The sequence below is a fragment of the Marinobacter sp. genome (assembly GCF_014859525.1).
Classification (GTDB): domain Bacteria; phylum Pseudomonadota; class Gammaproteobacteria; order Pseudomonadales; family Oleiphilaceae; genus Marinobacter.
On sequence record NZ_JACUUB010000040.1, the window covers coordinates 1 to 26,542 of the forward strand.

Here is a 26,542-nt window from a genome sequence, read left to right on the forward strand (position 1 = left end):
CGTTATGTTTCTTGACCGCACCTGTTAACTGGTGCTATTAATAGTACCAAATCGTTGGCTAGGTAATCACTATGCAAGTGAAATTTTCCGAGGATGTCATTCCTCTATCAGACCTGAAGATTAATCCCGGAAAGGTGGTTGGTCGAGCGCAAGATACGCACCGCCCAATCCTGCTCACCAGCCGTGGCCGCGGCATAGCTGTTGTTCAGGGGCTTGAGGATTATGAGAGAACCGCAGAGGAATTGCGGTTTGTAAAGGCGGTGGCGCAGGGGCTTATGGATGTTCGCGAGGGCAACACCGTATCGTTGGAGGACGCCAAGAAAACGTTGGGCATCAAGTAAATGGAATTACGCATCGCACAGTCCGCTCTTGAGGACTTACGGGCTATTCAGGAGTATTACAGAAAGCAGGATGTACCGCATATCGGTGATGATTTCGTGGCTGCTATCCTGGAGCATTGTGAAATGCTTCAAATCCACCCTGATGCTGGCCGCGTTGTTCCTGAATTCAACCTGGATCATATTCGCGAATTGATTCACGCGCCATTTCGGGTTGTTTACCTCAGGCAGGCTAAAGAGGCTGCACTCATACGAGTCTGGCGAAGTGAGAGGCAGCTCGAATTACCAGCAAACGAAACATAACCAAGGCATGCACCGGATGCCAAACCCTCCGCTTCGCTGCGGTTTTGTCACCGGTGATGGCGGGCGTTAAATTCTTTGCGGCACCCTATTAGACTATGCTGTAATACACTGTAGTCACCAACGTGAGTGAGGGTATTGCTATGAGCGTCACTACAGTTCGCCTTCAGGCCGAAGTTGAACAGCATCTGGAAACAATCGCCAGCAGGCTCCACCGAAGCAAAGGCTGGGTTATAAACCAGGCGCTTTCGGAATACATTGAAAAACAACAGCTTGAGCAGGAGCGTTGGCAGCAAACGCTGGAGGCAATGGAATCGGCTGCCCAAGGAAAGGTAGTTGATGCTAGCGAGGTCCATGATTGGCTGAATAGTTGGGGAACTGAAAACGAGCAGGATGCGCCGAGGTCAGGTAAGTGAAACTGGTTTACACGGACGAAGCCATTGAAGATTTGAAGCGCCTCAGGGAGTTTATCGCGGTTCACAATCCTTCTGCGGCAGGTAGGATAGCCACAGAGCTGGTTGGCAAGATCGAATTGCTACCAGACTTTCCCAAAATGGGGGCACCGGTTGAAATGGCGCCGGTGCCTGACTCCATCCGCGACATGGTTTTTGGCAAGTATGTTGTCCGCTATTCAGTGCATGTGAGTGCCATCATCATTTTACGGGTATGGCATGAGATGGAAGGTGAACGGTAGCAATTTAACCAGCCGCTGTTGCCGGACAATTTTCCACCGCTGCGCGGTTCCAAAACTGCCGCAAAGCTTCGCGTTATGGCCTAAAGCAGATGCCCTTCAGGCAACATGCGTTTGTGCAGGATACGGATAATTTCAACAATACCGTCGGTGGCTAGCCGATAAAAGATGACGTGGCTTCCCTGAGGGTACTTACGGTAGTCCGGGCTGATCTCATCGCAGGATTGCCCCAGGTTAGGATTCTCGCCCAGCAGGTGGAAGCACTGGTCGAACTGAAAAACGTAGTGGTTTCGCTGATCCCGGCCCCATTCACGTGCCGTGTACAGTGCAATAGATTTGAGGTCAGCTTTGGCCTTCCTGGAAAGCTTGAAACTCGGCATCAGCGCTCTTCTTCGTTGTCCAGTTCGCGAATGAACGAGTCATAGGAGTAAGCTTCAAAACCACTGTCCTCGCCTTCCTGAAGCAGTTTTCGAAGCGTAGTCAGGCGGGTTTCGGTCTCCTCAAGCAAGCGCAGTCCTGCACGAACGACTTCGCTGGTTGAGTTGTATCGGCCATTTTTGAGCTGTTCTGCAATGAACGCATCAAAATGTTGGCCTAGAGTGATGCTGGTGTTTTTTTGCATGATTCCACCTCGCTAATACCAATAATTGGTACAATTTTGGTCGAGGTGGCATAACAATGCAATCCACGCGACAAGCGCGTGATTGCGGACGTTATGCAAAGCGTTCGTCTTGACGTACGTTCCTGAAGGCGTACACTTGGTGGAAAGTTGAATACGCAAGAGGTGCGTCATGACTGGAATCACCGCCACCGAGGCGCGCAGTAACCTTTATCGATTGATTGACGAGACTGCAGAATCCCATCAACCAATCGTCATCATGGGCAAGCGAAACAAGGCTGTTCTGATCTCGGAGGATGACTGGTCCGCCATTCAGGAAACGCTTTACCTGCTCTCCGTACCGGGTATGCGAGAGTCTATTCGTGAGGGTATGGATACTCCCGTGGATGAATGCGATGAGGAACTGAACTGGTGACATGGAAGTTGGTTTACACCAAACAAGCACAGAAGGACGCAAAGAAGCTGGCCTCCAGCGGCCTCAAGCCAAAAGCCCAAGAGTTGTTGGCACTCATTGCAGAAGATCCGTACCGCAAGCCACCCCCGTTTGAGAAGCTGATTGGTGATCTTGCGGGTGCCTATTCACGCCGAATCAATATCCAGCACCGTCTGGTATACCAAGTGCTTGAAGACGAGAAAGTGGTAAAAGTCCTCCGTCTCTGGAGCCACTACGAATAATGCATAACCAGTCGCTGTTGCCGGACAATTTTTCCACCGCTGCGCGGTTCCTAAATTGTCGCAAAGTTTCGCGTTATGTTTCTCTCAGGGCAGGTTCAAGTTTAAGGTGGTCAACAAAAGGGATGAAGTCGCGATCCAGGAACAACAGGGGTAGCCCGTTCTCTATGCAAAATGTCGCGATGATCACGTCGGCAGTCTTTCTGATCGTGATGCCCCTTTTACGAAGTGCTCGATAATTGTCGGCGCACTTGGCTGCCCTATCTTTTCCAAACATTTCGTATTGCTCTAGCGCGAGCAGGCTTTGTTTGGTCTGACGATATTGTTTGTTGTTGCGGATGCCTTGCAGGATTTCCAGAAATATGAGATCTCCAATAGCGACAGACCCTTTGACTATCGAGGCATCCAGCAAGTCAGTTTGCGGGTTTTCGACTCCGTTGAAATAGTCGATCCAGACGCTGGTATCCACCAGTATCATCGGGCGCTCCGCATTTCATCCAGGTCGCCTTCCCAGTTAATTTTGCCTCGCAGCTTTCGAATTTCCTGCTGCTTACTCAGTTGGACCAGAAGTTTCAGGCCTTGCTCAACGGCTTCTTTTTTGGTTTTGTAGCCTGAGGCTTTGAGGGCTTCTGCCATCAACTGATCGTCAATGACAATGTTCGTTCTCATGGCGTACCTGTGTGTATGGTTTCTAGTTTCTATACACAATCTAGCACTTCAGAGAAAGCATAACAATCGGCTGCACAGCGACCGATCTTTCGCCGCTCCGCGGCTCCAAGATGAGGCATCCGAGCCGAAGCCGTTGCAGTGAACAAAGCGGTCAAAAGTAGCCGATTGAATACATTGAATCAGAGGGTGCTCCTGTATGTCAGAGCTTGTTTGGGTCGCTGTGTTTCTTTGCCTTATTCAGTCCGCCATGTTTTCCGGGCTTAATCTTGCTGTGTTCATGATGAGTAAACTTGAACTGGAGGTTGAGACCAAGAAAGGGAACGCCAGAGCGGTTAAGGTGTTGAACCTGAGGAACGACGCCAATTTTACCCTGGTCACCATCCTTTGGGGCAATGTGTCGGTTAACGTGTTGCTGGCTTTGTTGGCAGATTCGGTGCTTGCCGGCGTCTCGGCGTTTGTGTTTTCGACATTTGTGATCACGATTTTTGCGGAGATACTGCCGCAGGCTTACTTCTCGCGTCACGCCCTTCGAGTGGCTGCTTTGCTCACGCCAATGTTGAGGTTTTACCAGGTTCTTCTGTTTCCTGTGGCAAAGCCAACCGCAATGATACTGGACGCGTGGCTGGGTGGTGAGGCGCTTCGGGTATTCTCGGAGCGGGATATGCGGCGAATCATCAAATTACACATGGAATCCGTGGACTCTGACATTGCCCGAATGGAAGGCCGGGGCGCGTTAAACTTTCTTGATATCGACGATGTTCATCTATGCGATGAGGGCGAGCCATTAGCCCCGTGCAGTGTCATCACACTGGCTTTCGACAATGACACACCGGTATTCCCCAAGATATTGCCAACACCTGACGATCCTTTTCTCCGGCAGCTCCACCAAGTGGGCCGGAAATGGGCGGTCCTGGTAGATTCCGATGGTGAGCCCCGTCTGGTGTTGAAAACCCGACACTTTCTGTCGGATGTGTTTATGGGTGGTAACCGGTCAATACAGCCGATGGACTATTGTCATCGGCCAATTGTGGTTCGGGATGGCCACCAAAAACTGGGGCAACATCTGCCTCTATTGCGGGTGACTTCTGGCAAGACCGGAACCGAAGTGATCGATAAAGACACCATTCTGCTGTGGAATGGCCATCCAAGAATTATTACCGGGACCGACCTGCTGGGTAGACTGTTCCGTGGGATCGGTGATCAAGGCGATTCCACCAGTCACGCTCCCGCAGTGCACAATTCATAGTTAAGCGGGGCAACCGTTTATCGGCAGGAGATCGGATGTCATGGCAACGGCCGGCACGCAGAAACAGACGCCGCCTGAACGTAATCTTTATCTTGATGCATTGCGAGCAGGGGCGTTACTGGTGGTGGTTTTCGGGCACTGGATAGCCACTCTGCCGCGTTTTGACGGCGATGTCGTGATCGAGACTGAGCACCTGCTCAAGGTGTGGGAATCGGCGGGGTTCCTGACTTGGGTGGTACAGGTGGTGCCGCTGTTTGTGTTTGTTTCTGCGGCGGTCAGCGCCGATGGTGTTGCCCGGCGAATGGAGCAGGGGCATCGGCAACTGCATTGGTGGGGGAGCCGGGCGTTGGGCTTGGCCCGGCCAACGGTCACCTATCTGGCGGCGATTGCCGTGCTGGGCCTGATCTCTGTTTATACCGGAGGACGGTTGCTGGAGCCGTTCAATCAGTCCCTGACGATTCATTTGTGGTTTCTGATCATGCTGCTGAGTGTGCAGGCGTTACTGCCAGTGAGTGTGGCGGCAGATCGGCGTTGGGGTTTGGGCGCTGTGGTGGGCCTGGTTGTGGCGGCGGCCCTGGTGGATCTTTTGCGGGCAATGCCAACGTCGATTGCAGACGTGTTGCGCCTGGGGCAACGGGTGACGGAGTCTGGTGTTGGCATTGGCTGGTTAAATATGTTGCTGGTGTGGCTGCTACCGCAACAGCTTGGGATTGCCTGGAGGCGCGGCCGGTTTCGGGGAGCCTGGGCCGGGTTGGCGTTTTTGGTGTTGGGGGCAGCATGGCTGAGCGCAACCGTGGCCAGCGGCTACCCGGTGGGCATGGTTGGGCGGGATTTCCACGGCGACAGCAACATGTTGCCGCCAACCCTGGCGCTGGCTGGCGTGATGTGGCTGCAGGTAGGGGCGGTGTTGTTTTTCGAGCGCCCGGGCCGGTGGTTGCTAGACCGGCGCCGAATTAGTGGCGCGGTGGGCATGCTCAGTGCCCTGAGTATGCCGCTCTATCTTTGGCACAAGCTGGCGGAATTGCCGGCGGCCTGGCTGGGCGAACGCCTTGGGTTGCCGGTGGATGCAGGATTACCGGGTGAGGCCGGTTTCTGGATAGGCCGCCTCTGGTGGCTGGGATTCTGCACTCTGATGGTAATACCGGTGATTGCGGCAGTGGTGGCGTTTGAAATGCGGCGCACACGGAATGTTGTGCAGGCCACCAACACCCCTGCGATCCTGATCGGCGGTTTTTTGCTGTTTGCCGGCATTGTCGTGAGCCTGGCGCTGGGTGCACTGCCTGGGGCATTGATCGGCGTGGCTGGCGTTGCGGCGGCGTCCTGGGTGTTGCGTGCGCATCCCCAGCCCCCAAGGGCGAAATGACGTTCCAACAATAAAATTCGATGTTTATGGAATAAGTTGTTTGGCCATCCGTCTTCCTGATGAAAGTAACCCGAAAGGGAAAAACACAGGAGGATGTTTCCATGAAAAAGCATGTACTGACACTCGCAATCTGTTCACTTCTGTCCACCGGCGCGTTCGCCCAGCAAGGCGCAGCCAATGCCAGTGTGCAGGCTGAAATGAACATGAGCGCGCAAGCAAATGCCCGTGATGGTGCTTCGGCTGAGGGCAACGCGTCAGCCAATGCCCGGGCCAACGCCAATGGCGAGGCCGCTCGCGATAAAGCCGCTGAACGCCGGGAACAGGCCCGGGAGCGCGTGAATGAAGCCCGAAACGCCGAGATTCGCGTTGAAACCAATCAGCAGATCGGAACGTCTGTCTCTGAGAGCATTCGTGGTGAAGTACAGGGCACTGTTCGTGGAGCCGTTCAGGGCGCTGTCCGAAACGGTGGTCAGTAATCACTCGTCTGACACTGGCCGGGCCTGAGGGCCCGGCTTTTGTTGATGAGCAAATAAGGAGCAGACATGCGTGTGATTCAACGAATGTCGATCTGTTCTGTGGTGTTGGGGCTGGCTACACCGGCGATGCAAGTGCAGGCTGACGCAGGTCTGAATGGTTATTGGTCTGGTGGTCTGGAACACGACAGCAACGTGACGGTGGACGAACTGAACGCATCGTCAGGCCAGAGTGATGAGGCCTGGGTATTGGGTGCCGGGCTGGAAGGTGTTCTGAAACCCACCAAGGCCCTGAACCTGACGCTGGGATACGATTTGTCGGGGCGCCGTTACCACAATCTGGATCAGTTTGATCAGGACATCCACCTGTTATCGGCGGATCTCAGCTATGACTTTGATCCGGTTACGGTGGGTGCCAGCTACCACTATTCCTACGCCACTCTGGATTCGGATCGGTTTCTGGATTTCAGGCGCACCAGTCTCTACCTTGGTAGCCTGATTGGCGAGAATGTGTACCTGATGGCCAGTGTGCAAGACAAGAGCAAAGAGTTTGATGCGGGCACCGCCAGAGATTCGGATATCCGGGGTGGTAGTTTTGATGCGTTCTTCTTTTTCAATCAGGCCAGAAGCAATCTGATACTTGGCGTAGACCTTGACGATGAAGATGCCCGGTCGGACGCTTACGATAATCGCCTGATCCGGTTTCGGGCCGCCTTGGTGCATCGGTTTGTGTTGGCGGGCCAGGACAGCCGTTTTCGGTTGAGTTGGCGTTATGAAGACCAGGAATACGATGAGGTGGTGATCACGGTAGAGGATAATCGCCCGCTGAATGATTTTCTGACCCGCGATCTGGCGGAGCGCACCGGCCAGCGGGTGGATAAATCCCGAGTGATTGAAGCCAGCTGGCGGTTGGGTCTGAACGAGGTGTTCAGTCTGGAGCCCCGGGTGTCATATGGTCATTACACCTCCACGTTAGACTCGGCGGATTACGACCGATGGGTGGCCGGTGTGGCCCTGCGCGCGGGTTTCTAGTAATCCAGCAGACCATAACCGAACCGGGGGTCGCGCCCCGGTTCGCCAAGATCCTCAGCGACACGCTTTAGTACCTCTAACGCCTGTTCCCGGGTTTGCGAGACCAATTCGCAGGCAAGTGCCGCAGAAACCACCGGTGCTGCCAGCGAGGTGCCGCTGTCTTGTGTCATGCCGCCGCCAGGCTTGGCCACGGGTACGGCAACACCGGGAGCAGCAAACAGCACGTGCTGTCCGTGGTTGGCCCAGCGGTAAAGCTCGCGTGAGGTATCCACTGCCGTCACGCCAACTACCTCGGAATAAGCCGCCGGGTACAGCGGTGCTGCTGCGGGTCCTTCGTTACCCACGGCAGCGACCAAGCCAATACTCCGTTCATGAAGGCGAGCCACTGCCGTTCGGAGCAGGCGGTTATCCGGGCCAGTGAGGCTGATATTGATCACCGAAACCTCCTGAGAGGCCAGCCAGCTCAGGCCATCAAGCAGGTGCGCCAGGGTTGCGCCGGATAGCTCGCGATTCCGGCTGTAGAACACCGACGCATTAAACAGGGTGGCTGCGGGTAAACGTGCAGCCCACTGACCTGCCTGGCGGCCGATCATCAAGCTGGCGACCGCAGTGCCGTGGGTGGTGGGCGCTGAGAGGTCACCGTTTACGTCTGCCATTTGCAAAAAACTCTCCTGAATAATCTGCGCACCCTCGAACACCGAATGCTCCAGATCGATGGCGGTATCAACCATGCCGATGCGTACGGGGGCGGCGCAAAGGCTTTGCCACTGGGGGAGAAGGTTTTTGGTGTTATCGTCGGCCGCTTGGCTCTGCGGGGTGTAGATGTGATTTCGGTCCAGTTGCTCGGCCAGGCCCGGCAGGGCGTCTTGTAGAGCGTTCAGAGAATCCAGAGCCGGCGCTACCCGAAAGCGCACCAGAATCATACCCAGGCCAGACAGTTCCCGCTGATCAAGAATCGTAATGCCGGGCTGGTTCAGCTCGGCGACTTGTGTGGCGGTGCCGGTAGCCAGCCATTGACGTTCAACAGCCCGATAACCAGTATCCAGAGCCACTTCATTGAACGCTTTACCACCTTGCAGCGTGTGTACAGGGAGAGATTGGGGTAATTGCGCCAGTCGGTCGTTGGCCTGTTTGGTACGAGCTTCAATACGCTGCTCAACCCCATCAAGCCGGCGGTCGAGGGCGCGGCCCAGAGCGCGCTCCGTTCTTTGTTCTATTTGGCGGGTGACGGTGTCCAGTTGCCGGTCCAGTGCCTGACTGCCGATGGCGAACGCGGGGCCGGAGAATGAACACAGCGTGAGGGCGCAGAGCACATGGCGACTGAAATAGGGAGTCATTGGACCAGTCCTAAGTTACAGGGATGTTCACCGTTAACGGCTCGATGCAGTAAAAATTCCACAGAACAGGGAATAACTCGCATCCTGGCTCGTTGAACAAATAACATTCATTGAAAGATAACGCCATGCACAAGGAAATTATCGAACTACTACCCGGGCTGCGGCGGTTTGCCTACTCGCTGACCGGCTCGATGCCAGACGCCGATGACCTGCTGCAGAGTACGGTAGAGCGCTTACTCGCGCGCAGCAGGCCTGACGACGTGGATCTGACCAAGTGGGCCTTCAGAGTGTGCCGTAATGTCTGGATAGACGAATGCCGGGCCAGAAAGGTTCGTCGCGAGGCTGCTGAAAAGCCCGAGCTGACCGAAGGCCAGGTGGTGAACGGAGAGCATGACACCACCCAGCAGATGGAATGGAGCCGGGTGGATGCGGCCATGGCAGAGCTTCCGATGGATCAGCGTCAGATTATTTCTTTGGTGGCCATTCAGGGTATGTCTTACAACGTGGTTGCCGACATTCTGGACGTACCCAAAGGTACGGTGATGAGCCGCCTGGCCCGTGCCCGGGCAGCTTTGAGTGATGCATTGACGCCGGCAGGTATGAGGACCAAATCATGAAAATCACTGACGAGCTACTGTCCGCGTTTCTGGACAACGAATTGAGTGAGCCGGAGATGGCTGCGGTTCGCGACCAGATAGAGTTAGACCCCGCTTTGGCTGACCGGCTGGCTGAGCTCGCCTCGGTGGATGCCGGGTTGCAGCGTCATTACGGTGCTATTGATGATCAGCCAGTGCCGGATTCGGTTACCCGATTGCTCAAGCAGCCAGACCCCGTTGCCAGCTCGAACAATGTGGTGGCCTTCCCCTGGTGGCGTCGGCTGCGGGAACACTCGGGCAAAGCCGTGGCCGCCGCGGTCATTGCCGGTATTGCCATGACACAATGGCTGAATTCGCCGAATGTTGACCCGCCTGCCTGGTCCGCACTGGCGGAAGTGCTCGAGCACGAGCCCAGTGGCCAGGCCTATGTCCTGGGTTCAGACATCACGTTAACGCCGCGGCTGACGTTTCAGAATCAGGCCGGTGATTGGTGTCGCCAGTTTCGGTTAGATACGGCAACTGAGGCATCAGAACAGATTGCCTGCCGTGATGGCCGTGGTGACTGGGCATCCCTTGTCACGGTAAACGCGCCTTCGGTACCAGACTCGCAACGCTATCAGACCGCCAGTGGTGGCCATATAATGGACGATGTGCTGGACCAAATGATGGCCGGCCCGCCGATGGCTCTGGATGAGGAAGCCGCCATGCTTGGCGGCCGCTGGGAGCGTTATTGAGAGGCGTTGGCCGCCATTAAATCATCATCTTTTGAGAATATTCTGGATTCCCGAAATATTGAAGTTGCGGGTTAAGGCCCCATTGATAGAGCTAGCATCGGTGTCTCAGGGCGGCGCCAGTTGCCGGAGTCAGTGATTCCCAAACAAGAAATAGCTTGAGCCTATTCCTTGTTTGGGAATAATTAATTTTCACTGAAGCCATCCGTAGGATAGTGTTCTACGCGTTCTTTATCACCATCCCAATGAACCAACAGGAGTTTTTCTCAGATGGGTATTGTTAACAGCGAAATCAAACCGTTCAACGCAACCGCATTCAAGCAGGGCGAGTTTGTAGAAATCTCCGATGCAGACGTAAAAGGCAAGTGGTCAGTATTCTTCTTTTACCCGGCTGACTTCACCTTCGTATGCCCGACCGAGCTGGGCGACGTTGCAGACAAGTACGAAGAATTGCAGAAGCTGGGCGTTGAAGTGTTCTCCGTGTCTACCGACACTCACTTTACCCACAAAGCATGGCACGATAGCTCCGAAACCATCGGCAAGATCAACTACTTTATGGTCGGCGACCAGAACGGCACCATTACCAACAACTTTGGTGTAATGCGTGAAGGCCAGGGCCTGGCAGATCGCGCTACCTTCCTGATCGATCCGGATGGCGTTATCCAGGCGATGGAAATCACTGCTGAAGGCATTGGCCGTGACGCAGATGACCTGATGCGCAAGGTGAAAGCCGCTCAGTACGTTCGCAACCATCCTGGCGAAGTATGCCCGGCTAAATGGAAAGAAGGCGAGGCTACACTGGCTCCGTCTCTGGACCTGGTAGGCAAGATCTAAGGTTCTCCTCACGGTGAAGCTGATCGAAAAGGCCCGCATTGCGGGCCTTTTTCGTATTTATTAATCGCTTTTTCTGAATCGTATAGCAAAGAGCTATCAAACAGTTTGCATCAATCAATTTGAGCAAAGTCTTGGCAGCGCTTATCTTGGCTACATCTTATTTCACGATTCATTATTGAATTCAAAAAGTTAGTTTCACGATATTAAGGGGAAGACCGCACATGTTGGATGCCAATATCAAAGGCCAGTTGAAGGCGTACATGGAAAAGCTGCAGCAGCCGATCGAGCTGGTGGCGGCTTATGACGACAGCGACAAATCCCAGGAACTGAAGGCGCTGCTGGAAGAGCTTGAGCCGATGTCTGACAAGATCAGCCTGCGGACTGACGGTGAAGCCGATGTTCGTCGTCCGTCTTTTGCGATCAACCGTGTAGGCAGTGACATTGGCGTTCGTTTTGCCGGCATCCCCATGGGCCACGAATTCACGTCGCTGGTACTGGCTCTGCTGCAGGTGGGCGGTCACCCATCCAAGGCGTCTCAGGATGTGATTGAGCAAATCCAGGGCCTGGATGGCGACTTCGAGTTTGAAACCTACTACTCGCTGTCGTGCCAGAACTGCCCAGACGTGGTGCAGGCGCTGAACCTGATGAGCGTGTTGAACCCGAAGATCAAGCACACCTCCATCGACGGCGCTCTGTTCCAGGACGAAGTCGAAAAGCGTGAAGTGATGGCCGTGCCCAGTGTCTACATGAACGGCGAGCCCTGGGGCCAGGGCCGGATGACGCTGGAAGAAATTGTAGCCCGACTGGACACCAACGCCGGTGCCAAAGAAGCTGAGAAGATCAATCAGAAAGACAACTTTGAAGTGCTGATCATCGGCGGTGGCCCCGCCGGTGCCGCGGCGGCGATCTATGCCTCACGTAAAGGCATTGCGACCGGGGTGGCGGCTGAGCGATTCGGCGGCCAGGTGGCTGACACCATGGGTATTGAGAACCTGATTTCTGTACCTTACACCGAAGGCCCGAAGCTGGTTGCGGCCATGGAGCAAAACGTCAAAGAATGCGAAGTCGATATCATGAATATGCAGCAGGCCGAAAAGTTGATTCCGGCTGCGCAAACCGGCGGCCTGCACGAAGTGCGTCTGGCCAACGGCGCATCTTTGAAAGCCCGTACCGTTATTCTGTCTACTGGTGCCCGCTGGCGCCAGATGGGTGTGCCGGGTGAAGAAGAGTACCGCAACAAGGGCGTGGCTTACTGTCCGCACTGCGACGGCCCGCTGTTTAAGGGCAAGCGCGTGGCGGTGATTGGTGGTGGTAACTCCGGTGTAGAAGCGGCCATCGACCTGGCTGGTATTGTTGGCCATGTCACGCTGATTGAGTTCGGTGCGGAACTGCGTGCTGATGAGGTGTTACAGAGGAAACTGCGCAGCCTGAAGAACATTGAGATTGTCACTTCTGGCCAGACCACCGAGATCACCGGTGCCAACGGCAAGGTCAATGGTTTGATCTACACCGACCGCAACACCGGCGAATCGCATCAGGTGTCACTGGAAGGTGTGTTTGTCCAGATCGGCCTGGTACCAAACACCGAATGGCTGAAAGGCGACATCGAATTGAGCCAGCACGGTGAGATCATCGTAAATGATCGTAACGAAACATCGATTCCGGGTGTGTTTGCCGCCGGTGATGTGACTACCGTGCCTTACAAGCAGATCGTGATTTCTATGGGCGAAGGCTCTAAAGCCGCCTTGAGTGCCTTTGACTTCCTGATCCGGAACTCGGCTGAGTAAGCGTTGACCTAAGCCTGGCCCATTCAGGCTGACCCCTGAAACCGATACCTGTAGGACTCAGGTATCGGTTTTTTTGTGGATGCGACCTTAGTTTTCGGAGAGGTCCTGTTCCAGACTGCTTTTAACCTGAGCCGGCTGCCCTTCTTCGGTAAACAGGTGGCCATAGGCGGCGCGGACTCCGTCGACGATAAAGTCGAAGGGCACGTCGTCAAACACGCCGTGGTCGTTGATGTACTCCATGTGTGCCTGGCCGTCTTCCGTGAATTCCTGGAACACCGAATCGGTCAGGCCATCAAACTCCAGGGGCTCTACCTTCATCATGTCACACAGTTGCTGGTTGAAAGCGGGGGTGGCTTTCACCCATCGACCGTTCAGGTACAGCTCAATAAAGCCATGCATGCGGAAGATGTCGGATTGCAGCCATTCGATCAGTTTTGGGCTGGACAGGTGATTGCGCACGTCTGCCAGGCCCAGACGGCTGGGGATGCCGATGGCACGAGCGGCGGCGCCTAACAACACTGCTTTGGGGATGCAGTAGCTTTCCCTGCTTTCCAGGGCATAGCTGGCGGAAAGAGTGCGCGGGTCGGTCTGGAACACATAAGGGTTGTAGTGCACGCTGTCTCGCACCGCCAGGTAGAGTGCCTTAGCCTGTTCCACGGGATCTTTTGGTACTCCTTCCAGCTGCTGGTTTATCCAGTCTTTTACTTCGGCTTTGTCATAATCAAAGAACGCGGTGGGCTTGAGGTAGTTGTCCATGGTGTTATTCCGGCATTGGCGCATGTGTTCTGATCATCCCCCGGTTAGCAAGCTATGGGCAATGACTTTCTCCACCATAACCATTATCCGGTTTAATCACCGTAAATTTGGCCGTATCTACCAGGTTCAGACGGTTTAGAAGCCAATTGCACGAGCAGTGGTGGGGCGTAACGTACAGGCATCCGATAACAAAGATAACCGCGGGAGTAAAACCCATGAGCCACCAACACTACGACGTTCTGATCATCGGCGCCGGCGTTTCCGGCATCGGCATGGCCTGCCACCTGAAGCGGGAATGTCCGGGTAAGCGCTTTGCCATTCTGGAACGCCGGCAGTCGCTGGGGGGCACCTGGGATCTGTTTCGTTATCCCGGCATTCGTTCTGATTCTGATATGTTCACCTTTGGTTACAACTTCCGCCCCTGGACCGGTGCCAAAGTGTTGGCAGACGGCGCCTCCATCAAACAGTACGTGGCCGACACCGCCCAGGAAAACGATGTGGAAAGACACATCCGATACGGCGTGGCGGTTAAGAACGCCGACTGGTCCAGTGACGAAAAATGCTGGAAGCTGACGGCTGAGAACGAGAAGACCGGTGAGGTTGAAACCTACACGGCCAGTTTTCTGGTGGGATGCACCGGTTACTACAATTACGATCAGGGCTACAAGCCTGATTTTCCCGGCGAGGATCGCTTCAAAGGCCAGGTGGTGCATCCGCAACACTGGCCCGAGAACCTTGATTACACCGGTAAGAAGGTGGTGGTGATTGGCAGCGGCGCTACCGCCATTACGTTGGTACCGACCATGGCTGAGAAAGCCGGCCACGTGACGATGCTGCAGCGCTCACCCACTTATCTCATGCCTTTGCCTTCCAACGATAAGGTAACGCTGGCGCTGCAAAAGGTGTTGCCTGAAAAAACCGCCTACCGGCTGACCAGGGCTCGTAATATTTCGGTCTCGCGACTGCTTTATGAGCGCTCCCGCAAGAGCCCGAAAGCCATGCGCCGGTTATTCTTGTCTGTCATTCGCCGGCAATTGAAAGGCAAGGCCGATATGCGTCATTTCACGCCAGACTATAACCCCTGGGATCAGCGTTTGTGTGTGGTGAAAGACGGTGACTTGTTTGATGCCATTAAAGCCGGTACGGCGTCGATCAAGACCGATCACATCGACACCTTCACCGAAACCGGCATTCGCCTGAAATCCGGCGAAGAGTTGACGGCCGACATCATCATCCCGGCTACGGGTCTGGACATTCAGATGCTGGGGGGTATCACGCCCACAGTCGATGGCCAGACCGTGGTATTGAAGGATAAGGTGGTCTACAAAAATGTGATGATCGAGGGCATGCCCAATGCCGGTATGATCTTCGGCTACACCAACATTTCCTGGACTCTCAAGGCGGATATCGCCAGTGAGTATCTGTGCCGGTTGATCAACCACATGGATCGGAACGACTACCGGGTGGCGGTGCCACGGGATACGGAAAACAGTTTGGGTGAGGACACCGTTATGGGCTCCCTGGACGCGGGTTACATCAAGCGGGCAGCAGACCGATTGCCTCGTCAGGGCACTCACGGCCCCTGGAAAGCCAGTCAGAACTATTTGAAAGACGTGAAGGTGTTACGCTTTGAGTCGATCGAGGATGGCTATCTGGAGTTTGATGGCAAGCTCAGCCGTGCCCAAGCCGGGCAGAACGCCGGCTTCCTGCGCCCGCTGCGTTCTGCCTTGTTCGGCGCTTGAGTTACTGAAACGCTGGTTGGATGACGTCGCGGTAGTTACGAATTCGTTGCACGTAATGGACGGGCTCGTAGCCCCTGGCGTAGCCATACCGGGTACTGGGATAGTAGCGTTTGTCGGCTTTCAGAGGTAGTACCTGAGCCATGTCGTCCCAGGAATCCGGGTTTTTGCCCAAGTCCCGTGCCAGCTGACGGGCATCCAGAAGGTGGCCGCGACCAATGTTATAGCTGGCCAGTGCCAGAAAGGTCCGGTCAGGCTCGGGAATGGTGTCGGGCAAGCGCCTATGGCGGTCTGCCAGATACCGGGCACCTGCGTCGATAGCGGCTTTGGCGTCCAGGCGATTGGTTACGCCAAGGGAGCGCGCAGTGTTTTGGGTGAGCATCATGATGCCACGCACCCCGGTGGGTGATCGGGCCGTCGGCTCCCAATGGGATTCCTGGTAGGCCAGGGCGGCCAACAAATCGGCCGGCATGCCGGTTTTCAGCTCTGCCGCCCGGAACTCGTCAATGTACCTGGGCAGTTTTGCGTCAATACTGCGGTTCAGAGCCCGCAGATCCACAAAATCGAAATCACCAATGTAGGCGTAGTAGCGACTTTCCATGTTGCCAAGCGCTTCGTTGCCTGCGGTGCTGTTCATCCACTCCCGTGTATCCGACGCCAGCGCTTGCGCGCCCGCCGGCAGGTACCAGCCCAGATTACGTCCTTCGGTCAGGTTCATGGCGACCTCCAGGTGCGGAAAGTGTCTGCGCATCACTTGAACAATGTTGGAATCGGCCACGGCACAACCCACCGTTCTGGCTGCTACATCTGACAGGATCACTTCGGTTGTGCGGTCGGCATCTTCGCGGAATTCAATGCCGTCATGTTGTTCGGCCAGTGCAGTGAGCGTTGCCACATAGCTCGACCCGGCGGTTACGACGATGTCCGTGCCCGGCAAATCCTCTGGTTTTCGAGGAAGAGGATCGCTGTTTCTATGGCATACCAGTTGCTCGGTAATCTCGGTGTGGGCCGGGCCCCGGGTAAAGCGATCACTGCGGCTTAAAAGATGGGTCAGGCCGGCTGCGGCCAGGTGTGTTGTGCCAGCTTCGAGTGCGTCAAGAACCGCGCTGGTGGAATCCAGCATGGTCCACTCCACCTGCCAGTCTCGGGCCTCCGCGTAATCCATGACCAGCGAGTATTCAGGGCCAACAGGGTTCTCGTGGCGGTCCAGATAATAAGTGGTGGAGCCGTTACGAGTGGCCACTTTCAGGATGCCGGTTTCAAAAGGTGATTCAATCGCCAGAGTGTTCGTGGGCTTGGACGACTCGCTGCATCCGGCCAGTGTCAGGATCAGTGCCGGTATTCCAGCAACAAGCTTCCAGCGGAGCATAAGGACCTTTCCTGTTTATGTCGTGTTTTTGTGTAGACCTACTCTCTTCTAAATATACCCATTGAGCAAGCAATTGGATCGGTTGGTTACGATCACTGCTCTACGCACCTAATTGCGGATAGGCATAGCAACTTAGCATCCTTATGATAGTGGTTCCTGAGCCAGATCTTTGAACGAGGGAGCCACCTTTGCAGTACATACTACGTTCTGCGTTTGCATACATTGCTTTGATTGCGGCGGTGCTTTCCTTGCTGCCGGGCATGGCCCTGATGGGAGCACTGGCGGTGAGTCTGGCGGTGGTTCTGGGGTGGCAGGACATGCGGCATGTCCCCCGGGGAGTGTTTGCGTTCGCGGTGTTGACCCTGGCTTTCGCCCTCGGCCATGACCCGGCCCTGATCGCGACGGCAGCCGGCAGCATGACCCGACTGGCGGGCCTGGTGCTCGCGGTGATGTTGTTGTCGAATGTACTGGCTCGCACTAAAGATCTGCAACGTATTTCGGTCAGTCTGTTCGGTGGCAAGCCGTTGGTACGTTATCTGAGCCTCGCCTATGGCACTTCCCTGGTCTCGGTGCCTTTGAACTTCGGGTCGGTGGCGGTGGTTGGCAGCCTGGTTGGGGAACGTATCCGCCAGAACGGCGACTCGCCGGCCACCCGCAATGCTACTCGGGCTGTGCTGCGAGGGTTTGGTGTGGCACCTACGTTCTCGCCCTTGTCCATTTCTGTGGTTCTGACCCTGACGCTGCTGCCCGGGCTCGGGATGCTTCAGTTGTTGTCGTTGGCGATTCCGTTTGCCATTGTGCTGGTGCTGGCAGGATTGTTCTGGCGTGAGCCGGAGCCCACGCAGGAAGCTGAATCTCTGGAAGACCGGGCGGGCGCTGCCAGTTGGCTTCGTTTCAGTGGGCTGATTCTGGCCATCTGCGCCGGTGTGTTTTGGCTCAGCCAACAGTACCAACTCAGTTACGCTCATTCGGTGGCATTGAGTTGTCTGGGTGCGGTATTGCTGTATCGGATTGCTGGCTTGCTGCGCGGTGAACGTCAGCCGGTGTCCAGTATGGCTAACGTTAGCAACGAGTTAGCCATTGTTGGCGGCTCGGCCTTTATCGGCACAGTCATCAGCGGTGTGGTGTTGGGCCAGATAAATGGCGATCCGGAATTGTCAGTCTGGCTTTGGGCCATGGCGGCGGCGGCCGTACCCTGGCTGTTTTTTGTTGCTGGCCTGGGCGGCGTAAACCCGATTGTGATCGGCACCTTGGTGGGCGGCATTCTGGGGTCGATCTGGCCGGCGGATGCTCAGATCGGGTTGGGCTTTGCCATGGTAACGGGTTGGGGCATTACGGCTTTTGGCACACCGTTCGCGGCTAATGCCCTGATCATGGAGCGATTGACCGGCTACCGCGCTCGGCATGCCTCGTTCCGGTGGAGCCTGGGGCTCTCTTTGTCTGGATTGATGGCGGCCAGCCTGCTAGGTTTTGGTCTTACCTTTTGGCTGGCCTGATAACCAGGCTGCTTAAGGCCTTGGCCCCATCATCCGCTCCAGAGCTTGTGGGTCAGGCATGCCCTGAGCCATTTTATCTTGCCTTCCGGGCCTCATCGTTGGTCTAGTCGTTGGATGTGATCTCTTCGGAAGGTGTCAGGTGCCTGGCATCAAAGCGCTCGAGACCCCGGAACAGGCTGGCGCGAGACAGTTCGCCCATGTGGCTGTCGACCATATTGCCCTCGGCATTGTAGAACAGCGTGGTCGGCAGGCCGTGGCTTCCGGTTACCCGGCCAAACTGACCCTGGCGATCGCTGAGCACGTGATGCAGGTCCAGATTTTGTTCTGACAGGAACTTCTGAATGGTTTCCGGATGTTCGCCCTGGTTGGCAAACACAAAATTGATACCGGGATAGCGCTTTTGGGCTTCTTCCAATACCGGCATTTCACGAATGCAGGGTGGACACCATGTGGCCCACAGGTTAACGACGGTTGGCTGGCCATTCGCGAGGGCGGTCAGATCCACCGGTTGCTCGTTAAGGTCGGTCAGGGCGACCTCGGGCAGGCCTTTCAGCTGTTGATTAATCAGGCCCAGAGTGCCGGTGGTAAAGCCCCAGGTTAGCAGGCCGGCTACCATGGCAGTGCCCAGCGCCCGGCGACTGTTAGCGCGACGCCACATCAGGAAACCGCCAAACACGAGGGCTACGATCAGTCCCGTGATCATATCGAAACCGCCGTCGCGGATATCAATCATACCCAGCCAGTCACCCTGGTAATGCTCGTAGTAACGGATAACAAAGCCAATACGCGCGCTGAGCATGGCAACCACAAAAATATCCGACAGGGTGCCAGCAATCGGTGTTTTGTGTTTGCGGCCGACAATGGCGCCGACGATCAGGGCGACGACAAAGGCAAAAACCAGTAGCAAGTGCCCGATGGACAGGCCAACGGGGCCAACACCTACGCTGAGCATGGCATCTCCAGATTATGGTGAATAGTTAGTGCAATATGGCTGCTAGTGACCACAGACATTGACCGGAGTTCCCTTTTTTTACTCGAAAAAGGACGCCTGCTAATGAAAACCACCTATGGCTATTTGTCAGACCCTCTGTTACCGTGCCTGCATCCTGCCTCTAGGGATTCCGCAGTTTCTGGCTATTTGCCGCTTTGCGAATTATCCATACGACCTGTCAGAGGACGTCACCCCGAACCCGGCGCGTGACCGTAGTCGTTTTTTATTCCATGAATTTTCATGGCATCTGCCCGCATTCGCCGACGACGGTGTTCGTGGAGGCAGAATCAATCAAGAGTACACCTTATATGAATTTCTCTTCCCTCGGTTTGTCCGAGCAGCTCGTTCGTGCCACTTCCGATCAGGGTTACGATACCCCGTCGCCCATTCAGCTTCAGGCCATTCCTGCGGTGTTGTCTGGTCGAGATGTGATGGCTGCGGCGCAGACCGGCACCGGTAAAACCGCCGGCTTTACTTTGCCTATTTTGCAGCGCCTTGCGGACAACCCGCGCAATGGCAAAGGCCCCCGCGCGTTGATCCTGACGCCGACACGGGAGCTGGCAGCACAGGTTCACGACAGTGTGAATCTCTACAGCAAATACGTTCCGACCAAAGCCGCGGTGGTGTTTGGTGGTGTCAAAATCAATCCACAGATGATGAAGCTGCGCAAGGGCGTCGACGTTCTGGTGGCAACACCGGGCCGCTTGATGGACCTGTATCAGCAGAACGCTGTGCGCTTCAACGAAGTGGAATTCCTGGTGCTGGACGAAGCCGACCGCATGCTGGACATGGGCTTTATCCGCGACATCCGCAAGATTCTTGCGCTGTTGCCGGCCAAGCGCCAGAACCTGTTGTTCTCCGCCACCTTCTCCAACGAGATCCGTGGCCTGGCGGAAGGCCTGCTGGATAACCCGGTACAGGTTGAAGTAGCGGCCCGTAACACCTCGGCTGACAACATCATCCAGTCGGTGTACCCGGTAGACCAGAGCCAGAAAACCGCGCTGCTGAGCAAGCTGGTGCGTGACAACGCCTGGGAACAGGTGCTGGTATTTACCCGCACCAAGCATGGCGCTAACCGCCTGACCCAGAAGCTGGAAAAAGACGGTATCACCGCCGCCGCCATCCACGGCAATAAGTCTCAGGGTGCCCGTACTCGTGCTCTGGCCGACTTTAAAGCCGGTGAAGTGCGTGTGCTGGTTGCCACCGACATTGCGGCCCGTGGCCTGGACATCAAGCAATTACCCCAGGTGGTGAACTTTGAACTGCCGAACGTGCCGGAAGACTACGTGCACCGTATCGGCCGTACCGGCCGTGCCGGTGAAAGTGGTCATGCCTTGTCTCTGGTGAGCGCCGATGAAGGCAAGATGCTGGCGGGTATTGAGCGGCTGATCAAAAAACAGCTGCCGCGCAAGGAAGTGGAGGGCTTTGAGCCCAAAAACAACCTGCCGCTGAAGCCGAAAGCCAAGGCCGACCCGAGCAAGGCTCGCAGTCGTCGCCCTCAAGGTGGCGCTGGCAAGAGTTTTGGCCCGAAACCGGCCGGTCGCAGCGGCGGTCGTGGCCGTGGTGGTCAGGGCGAAGGGCAAGGCCGTGGCCAAGGGCAGGGCAGAACCAGCCGTCCGGCTCAGCGCCAGAGCGCGTGATCTGATCCGGTTTTGCGGACAATAAAAAAGCGGGGCTGAAGCGCCCCGCTTTTTTGTGTTCTGAGAGTCGTTTCTGCGGCAGCTCTGTGAGCTGCCGGGAGGAGACGGCGATCAGAACTTATAGGTGAAACCTACCATGTAGACCATGGGGTCGATTTCTACTTCGAACTTGTCGGTTTGTGCGGCGAAGTCACCGTTTGCATCGTAAACCTTCACTCGGGCATCAGTATTGATGTCTGCCCACCAGATTGCCGCGTTCAGACCAAAATTCTCACTCAGCATGTAGTCCATGCCTACTTCAACGGCTACGCCAACACTGTCGTCCAGATCCAGCGACGTGCGGGCCCCAGGGATGCCGTATTCTCCAGCAACCACGCTATCCAGAGTTCCGGTGGTCTTCTCCTCAAAGAAAGTGGTGTAGTTTACGCCCACGCCCACGTACGGCTGGAACGCTGAAGAACTTGCCATCGGAAAGTACTGCAGTGTCAGGGTTGGCGGCAGATGTTTGGTTTCGCCTAGCTTGATGTCACTCGAAATATCGCCGCCACCGTTGATGTTGTGTTTGAACGGGGTGGCGGCCAGCAGGCCAACACCGAGGTTATTGGTGAACATATAGGTGGCGCGAAGGCCCAGCTGTGTATTGGAGTCGACGGTGACTTTTGAATCCGCGCCGGAAAGTAGTGGAGCGCCACCCACAGTGATAGAGTCACTGGAATCATCCGGTGCCACATGCGCAACACCCGCACGCAGAATGAAATCACCCGCTTCGAATGCCTGAACGGCCGGTGCAGTTGCCATGACAGCCGCTGCCAGAACACCTAATTTGACGGTACGAGACATAGTATTTTCCTCACTCATTAAAGTTCGATGGAGCAACTTTAATGGAGGGGAAAACTGGAATCTTGATTTGGCGCAAGAAATGACGGGTGGCCGGCTTGGTTCCAGGGCAGTCTTGATTCAGCTCAAAAAACCGGGCGGGATTCAGGAAAATGTGGTTTGCCCTTATGGTCAGGCAGACTTGGTGCTGCTGTTGAGATCTTCAGCGACAAACACGTCTCTAATACTCAGGGGTTGACCCTGAGCGTTCCGTACGGTGACGGTTTGTACCGGTTCACCGGTATCACGGTCGCGTAAATCCAGCGGTTGGCCATCTGGTGCCGGATTCCATTTGTCACCCCATTGGCGCAGGGCAACGACCACAGGGAACAGGTCGCGGCCTTTCTCGGTTAGGCGGTATTCAAAGCGGGAGCCGTGCTCACCCACCTCTTCCTTGCGCAGCACTTCGTTGTCGACCAAGCGAGCGAGGCGGTCACACAGGATGTTCTTGGCGATGCCCAGCTGCTGCTGAAAATCGACAAACCGGCGGGTGCCATACATGGCGTGCAACACAATCAGCAGGGACCACCAGTCACCCACTTCATTCAGGGCACGGGCGACGGAGCAGTTGGAGTCATCAAAACGTTTTCTAGCCATGTAGGTGAGTGTACCCAATAGGGTTGCATTTTAAAACCAAATTGAATAAGGTTGCTTAACGAAACCAAATTAATGAGGTTGCACATCACATGAGTATGAATCTTGGTCCTTTGTTTGAGCCGTTTGAACTTCACAACCTCAAGCTGCGTAACCGCGTAGCCATGGCTCCGATGACCCGTAATTTTTCTCCCAAGGGTGTGCCGGGTGACAACGTAGTCGATTATTACCGCCGTCGGGCTGAAGCCGGCGTTGGCTTGGTCATCACCGAAGGCACCACCGTCAACCACGATGCGGCTAACGGGTATCCCAACGTACCGGCATTCCATGGCGACGAAGCCCTGGCAGGCTGGAAGCAGGTGGTGGATGCCGTGCATGAAGCCGGCGGCGCTATCTTCCCGCAGCTCTGGCACGTGGGTGCGGTACGCAAAGAAGGTACGGACCCTGATCCGTCAGTACCGGGTTACAGCCCGTCGGGCTTGTTTGCTCCAGGCAAGCCGAACGGCAAGGCGATGAGCAAAGAAGATATCGATGATGTGATCAAAGCCTTCGGCGATGCCGCTCAAGACGCCAAGGCTCTGGGTTTTGATGGTGTAGAACTCCACGGTGCGCACGGCTATTTGCTGGATCAGTTCCTGTGGGAAGGTACTAATCAGCGCGATGATGAGTACGGCGGTAGCCTGGAAAACCGCCTGCGTTTTGTGGTGGAAATCGTAGAAGAAGTGCGCCACCGCGTAGGCCCCGATTACCCGATCATGCTGCGGTTCTCCCAGTGGAAGCAGCAGGATTATGAGGCCAAACTGGTGAACACCCCGGAAGAGCTCGAACGCTTTCTTAAGCCGCTCGTTGAGGCCGGCGTCGACATTTTCCATGCCTCCACCCGCCGTTTCTGGGAGCCGGAATTTGAAGGTTCCAACCTGAACCTGGCTGGCTGGACCCAAAAGCTCTCTGGCAAGCCCACCATGTCTGTCGGCAGCGTGGGCCTGACCGAAGACTTCATCAGCGGCACCTTCGCCAGCAAGAAAGAAGCGGTGGAGCAGTCCGGCATTGATGAGCTGGTTGAGCGTATGACGAATGGCGAGTTTGAGCTGATCGCGGTTGGCCGCGCCCTGCTGCAAGACCCGGAGTGGTTGGTGAAAGTCAAAGAGGGTCGCCTGAACGAAGTGGAAGCCTTCGCTAAAAAATCTCTGGCCAAGCTTTACTGATCGATCTTACTCCTTCGATCCTGCTTGCCGCGCGCTTTCGGGCCCGCGGCTTTTTTGTGGGTGAAAGTTATCCGGTTGTTAATCGCACGGTTTTACAGAACCGCTATGCTGTGTTCAGTAATGACTCAACCATCGAAAAAGGAGTTGGATATGGCTTTAACCCGGCATCTGAAACTGGCAGGCCTGGCTTTGTTGTTCGCGACCCTGGTAGGTTGCGCAACGGTCGGCCAGGATTTCGCGACCCATAACATAGACCAGATCCGCATTGGTGAAACTACTCGAGCGAACATTCAGGATATGTTCGGGGAACCCTGGCGCACCGGGGTGGAAGACGGCAAGCGTACCTGGACTTATGGCAAGTATCGCTGGTCGGCCTTTGGTGATGCAGAAACGACGGATTTGGTGGTTCGCTTCAATAGCGATGGCACGGTGTCATCCTACGTGTTCAACACCACCGAGTAAGGCTGTTCGGTGCCGGGGTGGGCTTCAGGTTCGCCCCGGTATCGTTTTCAGCGTCAGGACATCCATAATGTCCAGCTCTTCAATCAGCGCCCCCCGAAACTGCCGATTGATAAACCGCTCTGTCTCCTGCTGAATCCGCTCCCGCTGTTCTGGCTTTTCAATGTAGTCCATGGCCCGAAACAGAATGTAGCGAATGGTCATGTGCGAAATCTCATGCACGACCGGATCTTCCACTCCCGGCACCAGTCCGCGCTCGATTATATCTTCCGCCATTTCCCGGGCACTGGCATTGAGTTGTGTCTCAAGGGCCCGGCGCAACAGCGGCGAGGGCCCGTGCAGCTCACGAACGGCCACAGTGGTGGCGGCCGGGTTGGCGAGGAAGTAGCTGTACACAAACGTGACGGTGTCATGAGACGCCTGCTCGGAAGTGTCTGCCATCTGCCGCAGTTGCCGCACTCCGGTTTTCATATCCTCAGCGATATACCCCAGCACCTGCAACCCGAACTCATCCAGGCTTTTGAAGTGCCGGTAAAACGTATTCGGATTCAACCCCGCCTCACGGGCCAGCTCCCGCAGCCCCAACGACGTCAGGCTCCGTGTTTCGGTAATCAACCGCAGTGCAGCCTGCACCAGTTTCAGTTTTCCGCCGGCCAGTGTGTTCATCTAAGCCTCGTGTTTTTGGAGTCAGGCCGGTCTGGTAGACCTTTCGAAAACCGCTGCGAGTACGTCCATGTACGCTTGCTTTCCGCCATCCATGGCTACAAGCATTTTCGAAAGGTCTACCAGACCGGCCTCTCTAACATTTGAGTATGCAGGCCCTCCCAATTTCACTATTTGGGAGACGGCCTTCATAAAAGTCTAAAGGTTGGTTTGGGGATGGCTTTCCAAAACTGTGCGGAGCCATGGATGGCGGAGCCCAAGCGTCACATGGATGTGCCGAAGGAGCGTGTTTTGGAAAGCCATCCCCAAATCAACCAAACACCATAAGCCGAAGGCCAGCCGATCCCACCTACCTAAGCAAGCGGCGAACCGAGCACCCAACTAAAGGCCACACAGGCCAACAACCTGTCACCAAGGGCCAAACACCCGAACCAGAGTATACAAGTGTCTACCCGTGGCGGTATACATGTGTCTACCGATCAATGATGACCACCCAGACAACAACAGGCAAGGTCAAACAGGCCACACAGGAGTGCAGCAATGACACAAACCGCAAAGATCGCCATCATCGGCACCGGCTTCTCGGGTCTTGGCATGGGTATCAAACTTAAAGAAGCGGGCTTTCACGACTTCGTCATTCTCGAACAAAGCGATGACATCGGCGGCACCTGGCACGAAAACCACTACCCCGGCTGTGCCTGCGACGTGCAATCTGCGCTGTATTCCTTCTCATTCGAACAGAACCCCAACTGGACCCGCATGTTCGCGCCCCAGCCAGAAATCAAAGCCTACCTGCGTCACTGTGCGGAAAAGTACGGCCTGATGGAGCACATAGAGCTTAACACCCACGTAGCGGGTGCTCGCTGGAATGACAAAACCGGCGCCTGGACCATCGAAACCTGCGACAGTCCCAAACTCTGGGCCTACATGGAAGCCAACAACCTGAAGCCCGGTGATGCCCTGGATCGCAGCGACAAGACGTTGCCGAAGTTCCGTAAGCTGAATGCGGACATTCTGGTGTCCGGCATGGGCGGACTGAGCACGCCGGCGTATCCGGATATCAAAGGCATGGACACGTTCACTGGCACCCGTTTCCACTCGCAGCATTGGGATCACGACTACGATTTCCGCGGCAAGCGGGTGGCGGTGATCGGCACCGGTGCCTCGGCCATCCAGTTTGTGCCGGAAATTGCCAGGGAGGCCGCTCATCTGGATCTGTACCAGCGCACGCCGCCCTGGATCATGCCCAAGCCGGACCGGGAAATCCGCCCGCTGGAGCGGATGATGTTCCAAAAGGTGCCGCAAACCCTGAATGCGTTTCGCCAGAGCGTTTACTGGATGCTGGAAGCCCGGGTGCTGGGCTTTGTTGGCAACCCGCGCATCCTGAAAATCGGTGAGCTGCAGGCGCGTCGTCATATCCGCAGTCAGATCAAGGACAAGGAACTGCGCAAAAAAGTGACGCCGGATTTCCACTTCGGCTGCAAGCGGGTGCTGATCTCCAACAACTACTATCCGGCGCTGGATCAGGATCACGTGGACGTACTGACCGATGGCATCCGTGAAGTGAAAGGCAACACCATCGTGGATGGCAACGGCACCGAGCGGCAGGTGGATTGCATCGTTTACGGCACCGGCTTCAAGGCTCAAGAGCCAATTCCCCGGTGCATGATCTACGGCCGTGGCGGCCAGGACCTGCTCGATGCCTGGCGCGACGGTGCGGAAGCCTACAAGGGCACCACCGTGGCCGGCTTCCCCAACTTCTTCATGCTGATGGGCCCGAACACCGGCCTTGGGCACAGCTCCATGGTGTACATGATCGAGTCCCAGGTGCAGTACGTGCTGGATGCCCTGAAGAAAATGCAGCACCGAGGCTGGAAGACGGTGGAAGTGAAGGAAGACGCCTTCAGCCAATACAACGCCTCGATTCATGCCAAACTCGGCGATTCCGTGTGGCAGACCGGCTGCAAGAGCTGGTACGTGAACGAGAACGGCAAAAACACCACCCTGTGGCCGGGCTTCACCTGGCAGTTCCGGCAGCAGACCAAGCGTTTTGATGCCGAGCAGTA

The 26,542-nt window shown here is 55.8% G+C and carries 31 protein-coding genes; 20 read left to right on the forward strand and 11 right to left on the reverse strand.

Annotation, left to right across the window (positions count from 1 at the left end; genetic code table 11):
* Positions 1–71 precede the first annotated feature (71 nt).
* The 4 genes from IBX51_RS09615 (at position 72) to IBX51_RS09630 (ending at position 1,332) form a co-directional block, all read left to right on the forward strand.
* Positions 72–341 (forward strand): type II toxin-antitoxin system Phd/YefM family antitoxin, encoded by a 270-nt coding sequence (locus tag IBX51_RS09615; protein ID WP_008284815.1) that lies wholly within the window; start codon positions 72–74, stop codon positions 339–341.
* Positions 342–641, forward strand: coding sequence for a type II toxin-antitoxin system RelE/ParE family toxin (locus tag IBX51_RS09620; protein WP_291830979.1), 300 nt, complete (start codon positions 342–344; stop codon positions 639–641). It abuts the gene before it with no gap.
* Between the two features lie 140 nt (positions 642–781).
* Positions 782–1,054 (forward strand): transcriptional regulator, encoded by a 273-nt coding sequence (locus IBX51_RS09625; protein WP_291830980.1) that lies wholly within the window; start codon positions 782–784, stop codon positions 1,052–1,054.
* Positions 1,051–1,332, forward strand: a complete 282-nt coding sequence (locus tag IBX51_RS09630) for a type II toxin-antitoxin system RelE/ParE family toxin (RefSeq protein WP_291830982.1) — start codon at positions 1,051–1,053, stop codon at positions 1,330–1,332. The genes IBX51_RS09625 and IBX51_RS09630 overlap by 4 nt, the downstream gene beginning before the upstream one ends.
* 80 nt (positions 1,333–1,412) lie before the next feature.
* On the opposite strand, the gene IBX51_RS09635 is transcribed toward IBX51_RS09630, so the two are convergent.
* Complete coding sequence (locus IBX51_RS09635; protein WP_291830983.1) at positions 1,413–1,709, reverse strand: type II toxin-antitoxin system RelE/ParE family toxin; 297 nt, start codon at positions 1,707–1,709, stop codon at positions 1,413–1,415.
* The gene (locus tag IBX51_RS09640) at positions 1,709–1,951 is read right to left on the reverse strand and encodes a type II toxin-antitoxin system ParD family antitoxin (protein ID WP_291830984.1); all 243 of its coding nucleotides are present in this window, start codon (positions 1,949–1,951) and stop codon (positions 1,709–1,711) included. Before IBX51_RS09640 ends, IBX51_RS09635 begins: the two co-directional genes overlap by 1 nt.
* Before the next feature lie 169 nt (positions 1,952–2,120).
* On the opposite strand from IBX51_RS09640, the gene IBX51_RS09645 reads away from it, so the two are divergent.
* On the forward strand, positions 2,121–2,363 hold the full coding sequence (locus IBX51_RS09645) for a type II toxin-antitoxin system Phd/YefM family antitoxin (RefSeq protein WP_291830985.1): 243 nt from the start codon (positions 2,121–2,123) through the stop codon (positions 2,361–2,363).
* Positions 2,360–2,623, forward strand: a complete 264-nt coding sequence (locus tag IBX51_RS09650) for a Txe/YoeB family addiction module toxin (protein ID WP_291830986.1) — start codon at positions 2,360–2,362, stop codon at positions 2,621–2,623. Before IBX51_RS09645 ends, IBX51_RS09650 begins: the two co-directional genes overlap by 4 nt.
* A gap of 73 nt (positions 2,624–2,696) precedes the next feature.
* On the opposite strand, the gene IBX51_RS09655 is transcribed toward IBX51_RS09650, so the two are convergent.
* Entirely contained in the window at positions 2,697–3,098 is a 402-nt protein-coding gene (locus tag IBX51_RS09655; protein ID WP_291830987.1) for a PIN domain nuclease, read from the reverse strand.
* On the reverse strand, positions 3,095–3,289 hold the full coding sequence (locus IBX51_RS09660) for a type II toxin-antitoxin system VapB family antitoxin (RefSeq protein WP_291830989.1): 195 nt from the start codon (positions 3,287–3,289) through the stop codon (positions 3,095–3,097). Before IBX51_RS09660 ends, IBX51_RS09655 begins: the two co-directional genes overlap by 4 nt.
* Positions 3,290–3,485: 196 nt before the next feature.
* On the opposite strand from IBX51_RS09660, the gene IBX51_RS09665 reads away from it, so the two are divergent.
* From IBX51_RS09665 to IBX51_RS09680, 4 genes are all read left to right on the forward strand, one after another.
* The gene (locus tag IBX51_RS09665; RefSeq protein WP_291830990.1) at positions 3,486–4,535 is read left to right on the forward strand and encodes a DUF21 domain-containing protein; all 1,050 of its coding nucleotides are present in this window, start codon (positions 3,486–3,488) and stop codon (positions 4,533–4,535) included.
* A gap of 40 nt (positions 4,536–4,575) precedes the next feature.
* Positions 4,576–5,898 carry an acyltransferase gene (locus IBX51_RS09670; RefSeq protein ID WP_291830992.1) on the forward strand — a complete coding sequence of 441 codons (1,323 nt, stop codon included), beginning with the start codon at positions 4,576–4,578 and terminating at the stop codon, positions 5,896–5,898.
* Between the two features lie 101 nt (positions 5,899–5,999).
* Positions 6,000–6,374: a hypothetical protein gene (locus tag IBX51_RS09675; RefSeq protein ID WP_291830993.1), complete on the forward strand. Its 375-nt coding sequence runs from the start codon at positions 6,000–6,002 to the stop codon at positions 6,372–6,374.
* Positions 6,375–6,440: 66 nt separating this feature from the next.
* Positions 6,441–7,403 carry a hypothetical protein gene (locus IBX51_RS09680; RefSeq protein ID WP_291830994.1) on the forward strand — a complete coding sequence of 321 codons (963 nt, stop codon included), beginning with the start codon at positions 6,441–6,443 and terminating at the stop codon, positions 7,401–7,403.
* Here the strand turns inward: IBX51_RS09680 and IBX51_RS09685 are convergent.
* On the reverse strand, positions 7,400–8,740 hold the full coding sequence (locus tag IBX51_RS09685; RefSeq protein WP_291830995.1) for a S8 family serine peptidase: 1,341 nt from the start codon (positions 8,738–8,740) through the stop codon (positions 7,400–7,402). The two genes, IBX51_RS09680 and IBX51_RS09685, sit on opposite strands and share 4 nt — an antisense overlap.
* Positions 8,741–8,865: 125 nt before the next feature.
* On the opposite strand from IBX51_RS09685, the gene IBX51_RS09690 reads away from it, so the two are divergent.
* The 4 genes from IBX51_RS09690 (at position 8,866) to ahpF (ending at position 12,688) form a co-directional block, all read left to right on the forward strand.
* Positions 8,866–9,357, forward strand: coding sequence for an RNA polymerase sigma factor (locus tag IBX51_RS09690; protein ID WP_291830996.1), 492 nt, complete (start codon positions 8,866–8,868; stop codon positions 9,355–9,357).
* Positions 9,354–10,070, forward strand: a complete 717-nt coding sequence (locus tag IBX51_RS09695; RefSeq protein ID WP_291830997.1) for a hypothetical protein — start codon at positions 9,354–9,356, stop codon at positions 10,068–10,070. Before IBX51_RS09690 ends, IBX51_RS09695 begins: the two co-directional genes overlap by 4 nt.
* Before the next feature lie 267 nt (positions 10,071–10,337).
* Positions 10,338–10,901 carry an alkyl hydroperoxide reductase subunit C gene (gene ahpC, locus IBX51_RS09700; RefSeq protein ID WP_291830998.1) on the forward strand — a complete coding sequence of 188 codons (564 nt, stop codon included), beginning with the start codon at positions 10,338–10,340 and terminating at the stop codon, positions 10,899–10,901.
* A 221-nt stretch (positions 10,902–11,122) separates the two neighbouring features.
* Complete coding sequence (ahpF, locus tag IBX51_RS09705; RefSeq protein WP_291831000.1) at positions 11,123–12,688, forward strand: alkyl hydroperoxide reductase subunit F; 1,566 nt, start codon at positions 11,123–11,125, stop codon at positions 12,686–12,688.
* Between the two features lie 87 nt (positions 12,689–12,775).
* Here ahpF and IBX51_RS09710 read toward each other — a convergent pair whose 3' ends face one another.
* The gene (locus IBX51_RS09710; RefSeq protein WP_291831001.1) at positions 12,776–13,444 is read right to left on the reverse strand and encodes a transglutaminase family protein; all 669 of its coding nucleotides are present in this window, start codon (positions 13,442–13,444) and stop codon (positions 12,776–12,778) included.
* Positions 13,445–13,659: 215 nt separating this feature from the next.
* Between IBX51_RS09710 and IBX51_RS09715 the strand changes: the two genes are divergently transcribed.
* Positions 13,660–15,186 (forward strand): NAD(P)/FAD-dependent oxidoreductase, encoded by a 1,527-nt coding sequence (locus IBX51_RS09715; RefSeq protein WP_291831003.1) that lies wholly within the window; start codon positions 13,660–13,662, stop codon positions 15,184–15,186.
* Between the two features lies 1 nt (position 15,187).
* On the opposite strand, the gene mltF is transcribed toward IBX51_RS09715, so the two are convergent.
* A complete protein-coding gene (gene mltF, locus IBX51_RS09720; RefSeq protein ID WP_291831004.1) occupies positions 15,188–16,552 on the reverse strand; it encodes a membrane-bound lytic murein transglycosylase MltF in 1,365 nt (454 codons plus the stop codon).
* Positions 16,553–16,740: 188 nt separating this feature from the next.
* Here mltF and IBX51_RS09725 point away from each other — a divergent pair, with 188 nt between their 5' ends.
* Positions 16,741–18,048, forward strand: coding sequence for a hypothetical protein (locus IBX51_RS09725; RefSeq protein WP_291831005.1), 1,308 nt, complete (start codon positions 16,741–16,743; stop codon positions 18,046–18,048).
* A gap of 103 nt (positions 18,049–18,151) precedes the next feature.
* On the opposite strand, the gene IBX51_RS09730 is transcribed toward IBX51_RS09725, so the two are convergent.
* Positions 18,152–19,000, reverse strand: coding sequence for a TlpA disulfide reductase family protein (locus IBX51_RS09730; RefSeq protein WP_291831006.1), 849 nt, complete (start codon positions 18,998–19,000; stop codon positions 18,152–18,154).
* A 347-nt stretch (positions 19,001–19,347) separates the two neighbouring features.
* On the opposite strand from IBX51_RS09730, the gene IBX51_RS09735 reads away from it, so the two are divergent.
* Positions 19,348–20,679 carry a DEAD/DEAH box helicase gene (locus IBX51_RS09735; protein ID WP_291831007.1) on the forward strand — a complete coding sequence of 444 codons (1,332 nt, stop codon included), beginning with the start codon at positions 19,348–19,350 and terminating at the stop codon, positions 20,677–20,679.
* A gap of 111 nt (positions 20,680–20,790) precedes the next feature.
* Here the strand turns inward: IBX51_RS09735 and IBX51_RS09740 are convergent, their stop codons facing one another.
* A complete protein-coding gene (locus IBX51_RS09740; RefSeq protein ID WP_291831009.1) occupies positions 20,791–21,519 on the reverse strand; it encodes an OmpW family outer membrane protein in 729 nt (242 codons plus the stop codon).
* 168 nt (positions 21,520–21,687) lie between these two features.
* The gene (locus tag IBX51_RS09745) at positions 21,688–22,152 is read right to left on the reverse strand and encodes a helix-turn-helix domain-containing protein (RefSeq protein ID WP_291831010.1); all 465 of its coding nucleotides are present in this window, start codon (positions 22,150–22,152) and stop codon (positions 21,688–21,690) included.
* 89 nt (positions 22,153–22,241) lie between these two features.
* Here IBX51_RS09745 and IBX51_RS09750 point away from each other — a divergent pair, with 89 nt between their 5' ends.
* Together IBX51_RS09750 and bamE are read left to right on the forward strand one after the other, a co-directional pair.
* Positions 22,242–23,354, forward strand: coding sequence for an NADH:flavin oxidoreductase (locus tag IBX51_RS09750; protein WP_291831012.1), 1,113 nt, complete (start codon positions 22,242–22,244; stop codon positions 23,352–23,354).
* 150 nt (positions 23,355–23,504) lie between these two features.
* A complete protein-coding gene (gene bamE / locus IBX51_RS09755; RefSeq protein WP_291831014.1) occupies positions 23,505–23,816 on the forward strand; it encodes an outer membrane protein assembly factor BamE in 312 nt (103 codons plus the stop codon).
* A 24-nt stretch (positions 23,817–23,840) separates the two neighbouring features.
* Here bamE and IBX51_RS09760 read toward each other — a convergent pair whose 3' ends face one another.
* Positions 23,841–24,479: a TetR family transcriptional regulator gene (locus IBX51_RS09760; RefSeq protein ID WP_291831015.1), complete on the reverse strand. Its 639-nt coding sequence runs from the start codon at positions 24,477–24,479 to the stop codon at positions 23,841–23,843.
* Positions 24,480–25,016: 537 nt separating this feature from the next.
* Between IBX51_RS09760 and IBX51_RS09765 the strand changes: the two genes are divergently transcribed.
* The coding region (locus IBX51_RS09765; RefSeq protein WP_291831016.1) for an NAD(P)/FAD-dependent oxidoreductase at positions 25,017–26,542 on the forward strand (1,526 nt) is incomplete at its 3' end.

Excerpts from the sequence above, each read along its gene's own strand:
- IBX51_RS09615 (WP_008284815.1), top strand. The coding sequence starts at position 72 with ATGCAAGTGAAATTTTCCGAGGATGTCATTCCTCTATCAGACCTGAAG.
- IBX51_RS09620 (WP_291830979.1), top strand. The coding sequence starts at position 342 with ATGGAATTACGCATCGCACAGTCCGCTCTTGAGGACTTACGGGCTATT.
- IBX51_RS09625 (WP_291830980.1), top strand. The coding sequence starts at position 782 with ATGAGCGTCACTACAGTTCGCCTTCAGGCCGAAGTTGAACAGCATCTG.
- IBX51_RS09635 (WP_291830983.1), bottom strand. The coding sequence starts at position 1,709 with ATGCCGAGTTTCAAGCTTTCCAGGAAGGCCAAAGCTGACCTCAAATCT.
- IBX51_RS09640 (WP_291830984.1), bottom strand. The coding sequence starts at position 1,951 with ATGCAAAAAAACACCAGCATCACTCTAGGCCAACATTTTGATGCGTTC.
- IBX51_RS09645 (WP_291830985.1), top strand. The coding sequence starts at position 2,121 with ATGACTGGAATCACCGCCACCGAGGCGCGCAGTAACCTTTATCGATTG.
- IBX51_RS09655 (WP_291830987.1), bottom strand. The coding sequence starts at position 3,098 with ATGATACTGGTGGATACCAGCGTCTGGATCGACTATTTCAACGGAGTC.
- IBX51_RS09660 (WP_291830989.1), bottom strand. The coding sequence starts at position 3,289 with ATGAGAACGAACATTGTCATTGACGATCAGTTGATGGCAGAAGCCCTC.
- IBX51_RS09665 (WP_291830990.1), top strand. The coding sequence starts at position 3,486 with ATGTCAGAGCTTGTTTGGGTCGCTGTGTTTCTTTGCCTTATTCAGTCC.
- IBX51_RS09670 (WP_291830992.1), top strand. The coding sequence starts at position 4,576 with ATGGCAACGGCCGGCACGCAGAAACAGACGCCGCCTGAACGTAATCTT.
- IBX51_RS09675 (WP_291830993.1), top strand. The coding sequence starts at position 6,000 with ATGAAAAAGCATGTACTGACACTCGCAATCTGTTCACTTCTGTCCACC.
- IBX51_RS09680 (WP_291830994.1), top strand. The coding sequence starts at position 6,441 with ATGCGTGTGATTCAACGAATGTCGATCTGTTCTGTGGTGTTGGGGCTG.
- IBX51_RS09685 (WP_291830995.1), bottom strand. The coding sequence starts at position 8,740 with ATGACTCCCTATTTCAGTCGCCATGTGCTCTGCGCCCTCACGCTGTGT.
- IBX51_RS09690 (WP_291830996.1), top strand. The coding sequence starts at position 8,866 with ATGCACAAGGAAATTATCGAACTACTACCCGGGCTGCGGCGGTTTGCC.
- IBX51_RS09695 (WP_291830997.1), top strand. The coding sequence starts at position 9,354 with ATGAAAATCACTGACGAGCTACTGTCCGCGTTTCTGGACAACGAATTG.
- ahpC (WP_291830998.1), top strand. The coding sequence starts at position 10,338 with ATGGGTATTGTTAACAGCGAAATCAAACCGTTCAACGCAACCGCATTC.
- ahpF (WP_291831000.1), top strand. The coding sequence starts at position 11,123 with ATGTTGGATGCCAATATCAAAGGCCAGTTGAAGGCGTACATGGAAAAG.
- IBX51_RS09710 (WP_291831001.1), bottom strand. The coding sequence starts at position 13,444 with ATGGACAACTACCTCAAGCCCACCGCGTTCTTTGATTATGACAAAGCC.
- IBX51_RS09715 (WP_291831003.1), top strand. The coding sequence starts at position 13,660 with ATGAGCCACCAACACTACGACGTTCTGATCATCGGCGCCGGCGTTTCC.
- mltF (WP_291831004.1), bottom strand. The coding sequence starts at position 16,552 with ATGCTCCGCTGGAAGCTTGTTGCTGGAATACCGGCACTGATCCTGACA.
- IBX51_RS09730 (WP_291831006.1), bottom strand. The coding sequence starts at position 19,000 with ATGCTCAGCGTAGGTGTTGGCCCCGTTGGCCTGTCCATCGGGCACTTG.
- IBX51_RS09735 (WP_291831007.1), top strand. The coding sequence starts at position 19,348 with ATGAATTTCTCTTCCCTCGGTTTGTCCGAGCAGCTCGTTCGTGCCACT.
- IBX51_RS09740 (WP_291831009.1), bottom strand. The coding sequence starts at position 21,519 with ATGTCTCGTACCGTCAAATTAGGTGTTCTGGCAGCGGCTGTCATGGCA.
- IBX51_RS09745 (WP_291831010.1), bottom strand. The coding sequence starts at position 22,152 with ATGGCTAGAAAACGTTTTGATGACTCCAACTGCTCCGTCGCCCGTGCC.
- IBX51_RS09750 (WP_291831012.1), top strand. The coding sequence starts at position 22,242 with ATGAGTATGAATCTTGGTCCTTTGTTTGAGCCGTTTGAACTTCACAAC.
- bamE (WP_291831014.1), top strand. The coding sequence starts at position 23,505 with ATGGCTTTAACCCGGCATCTGAAACTGGCAGGCCTGGCTTTGTTGTTC.
- IBX51_RS09760 (WP_291831015.1), bottom strand. The coding sequence starts at position 24,479 with ATGAACACACTGGCCGGCGGAAAACTGAAACTGGTGCAGGCTGCACTG.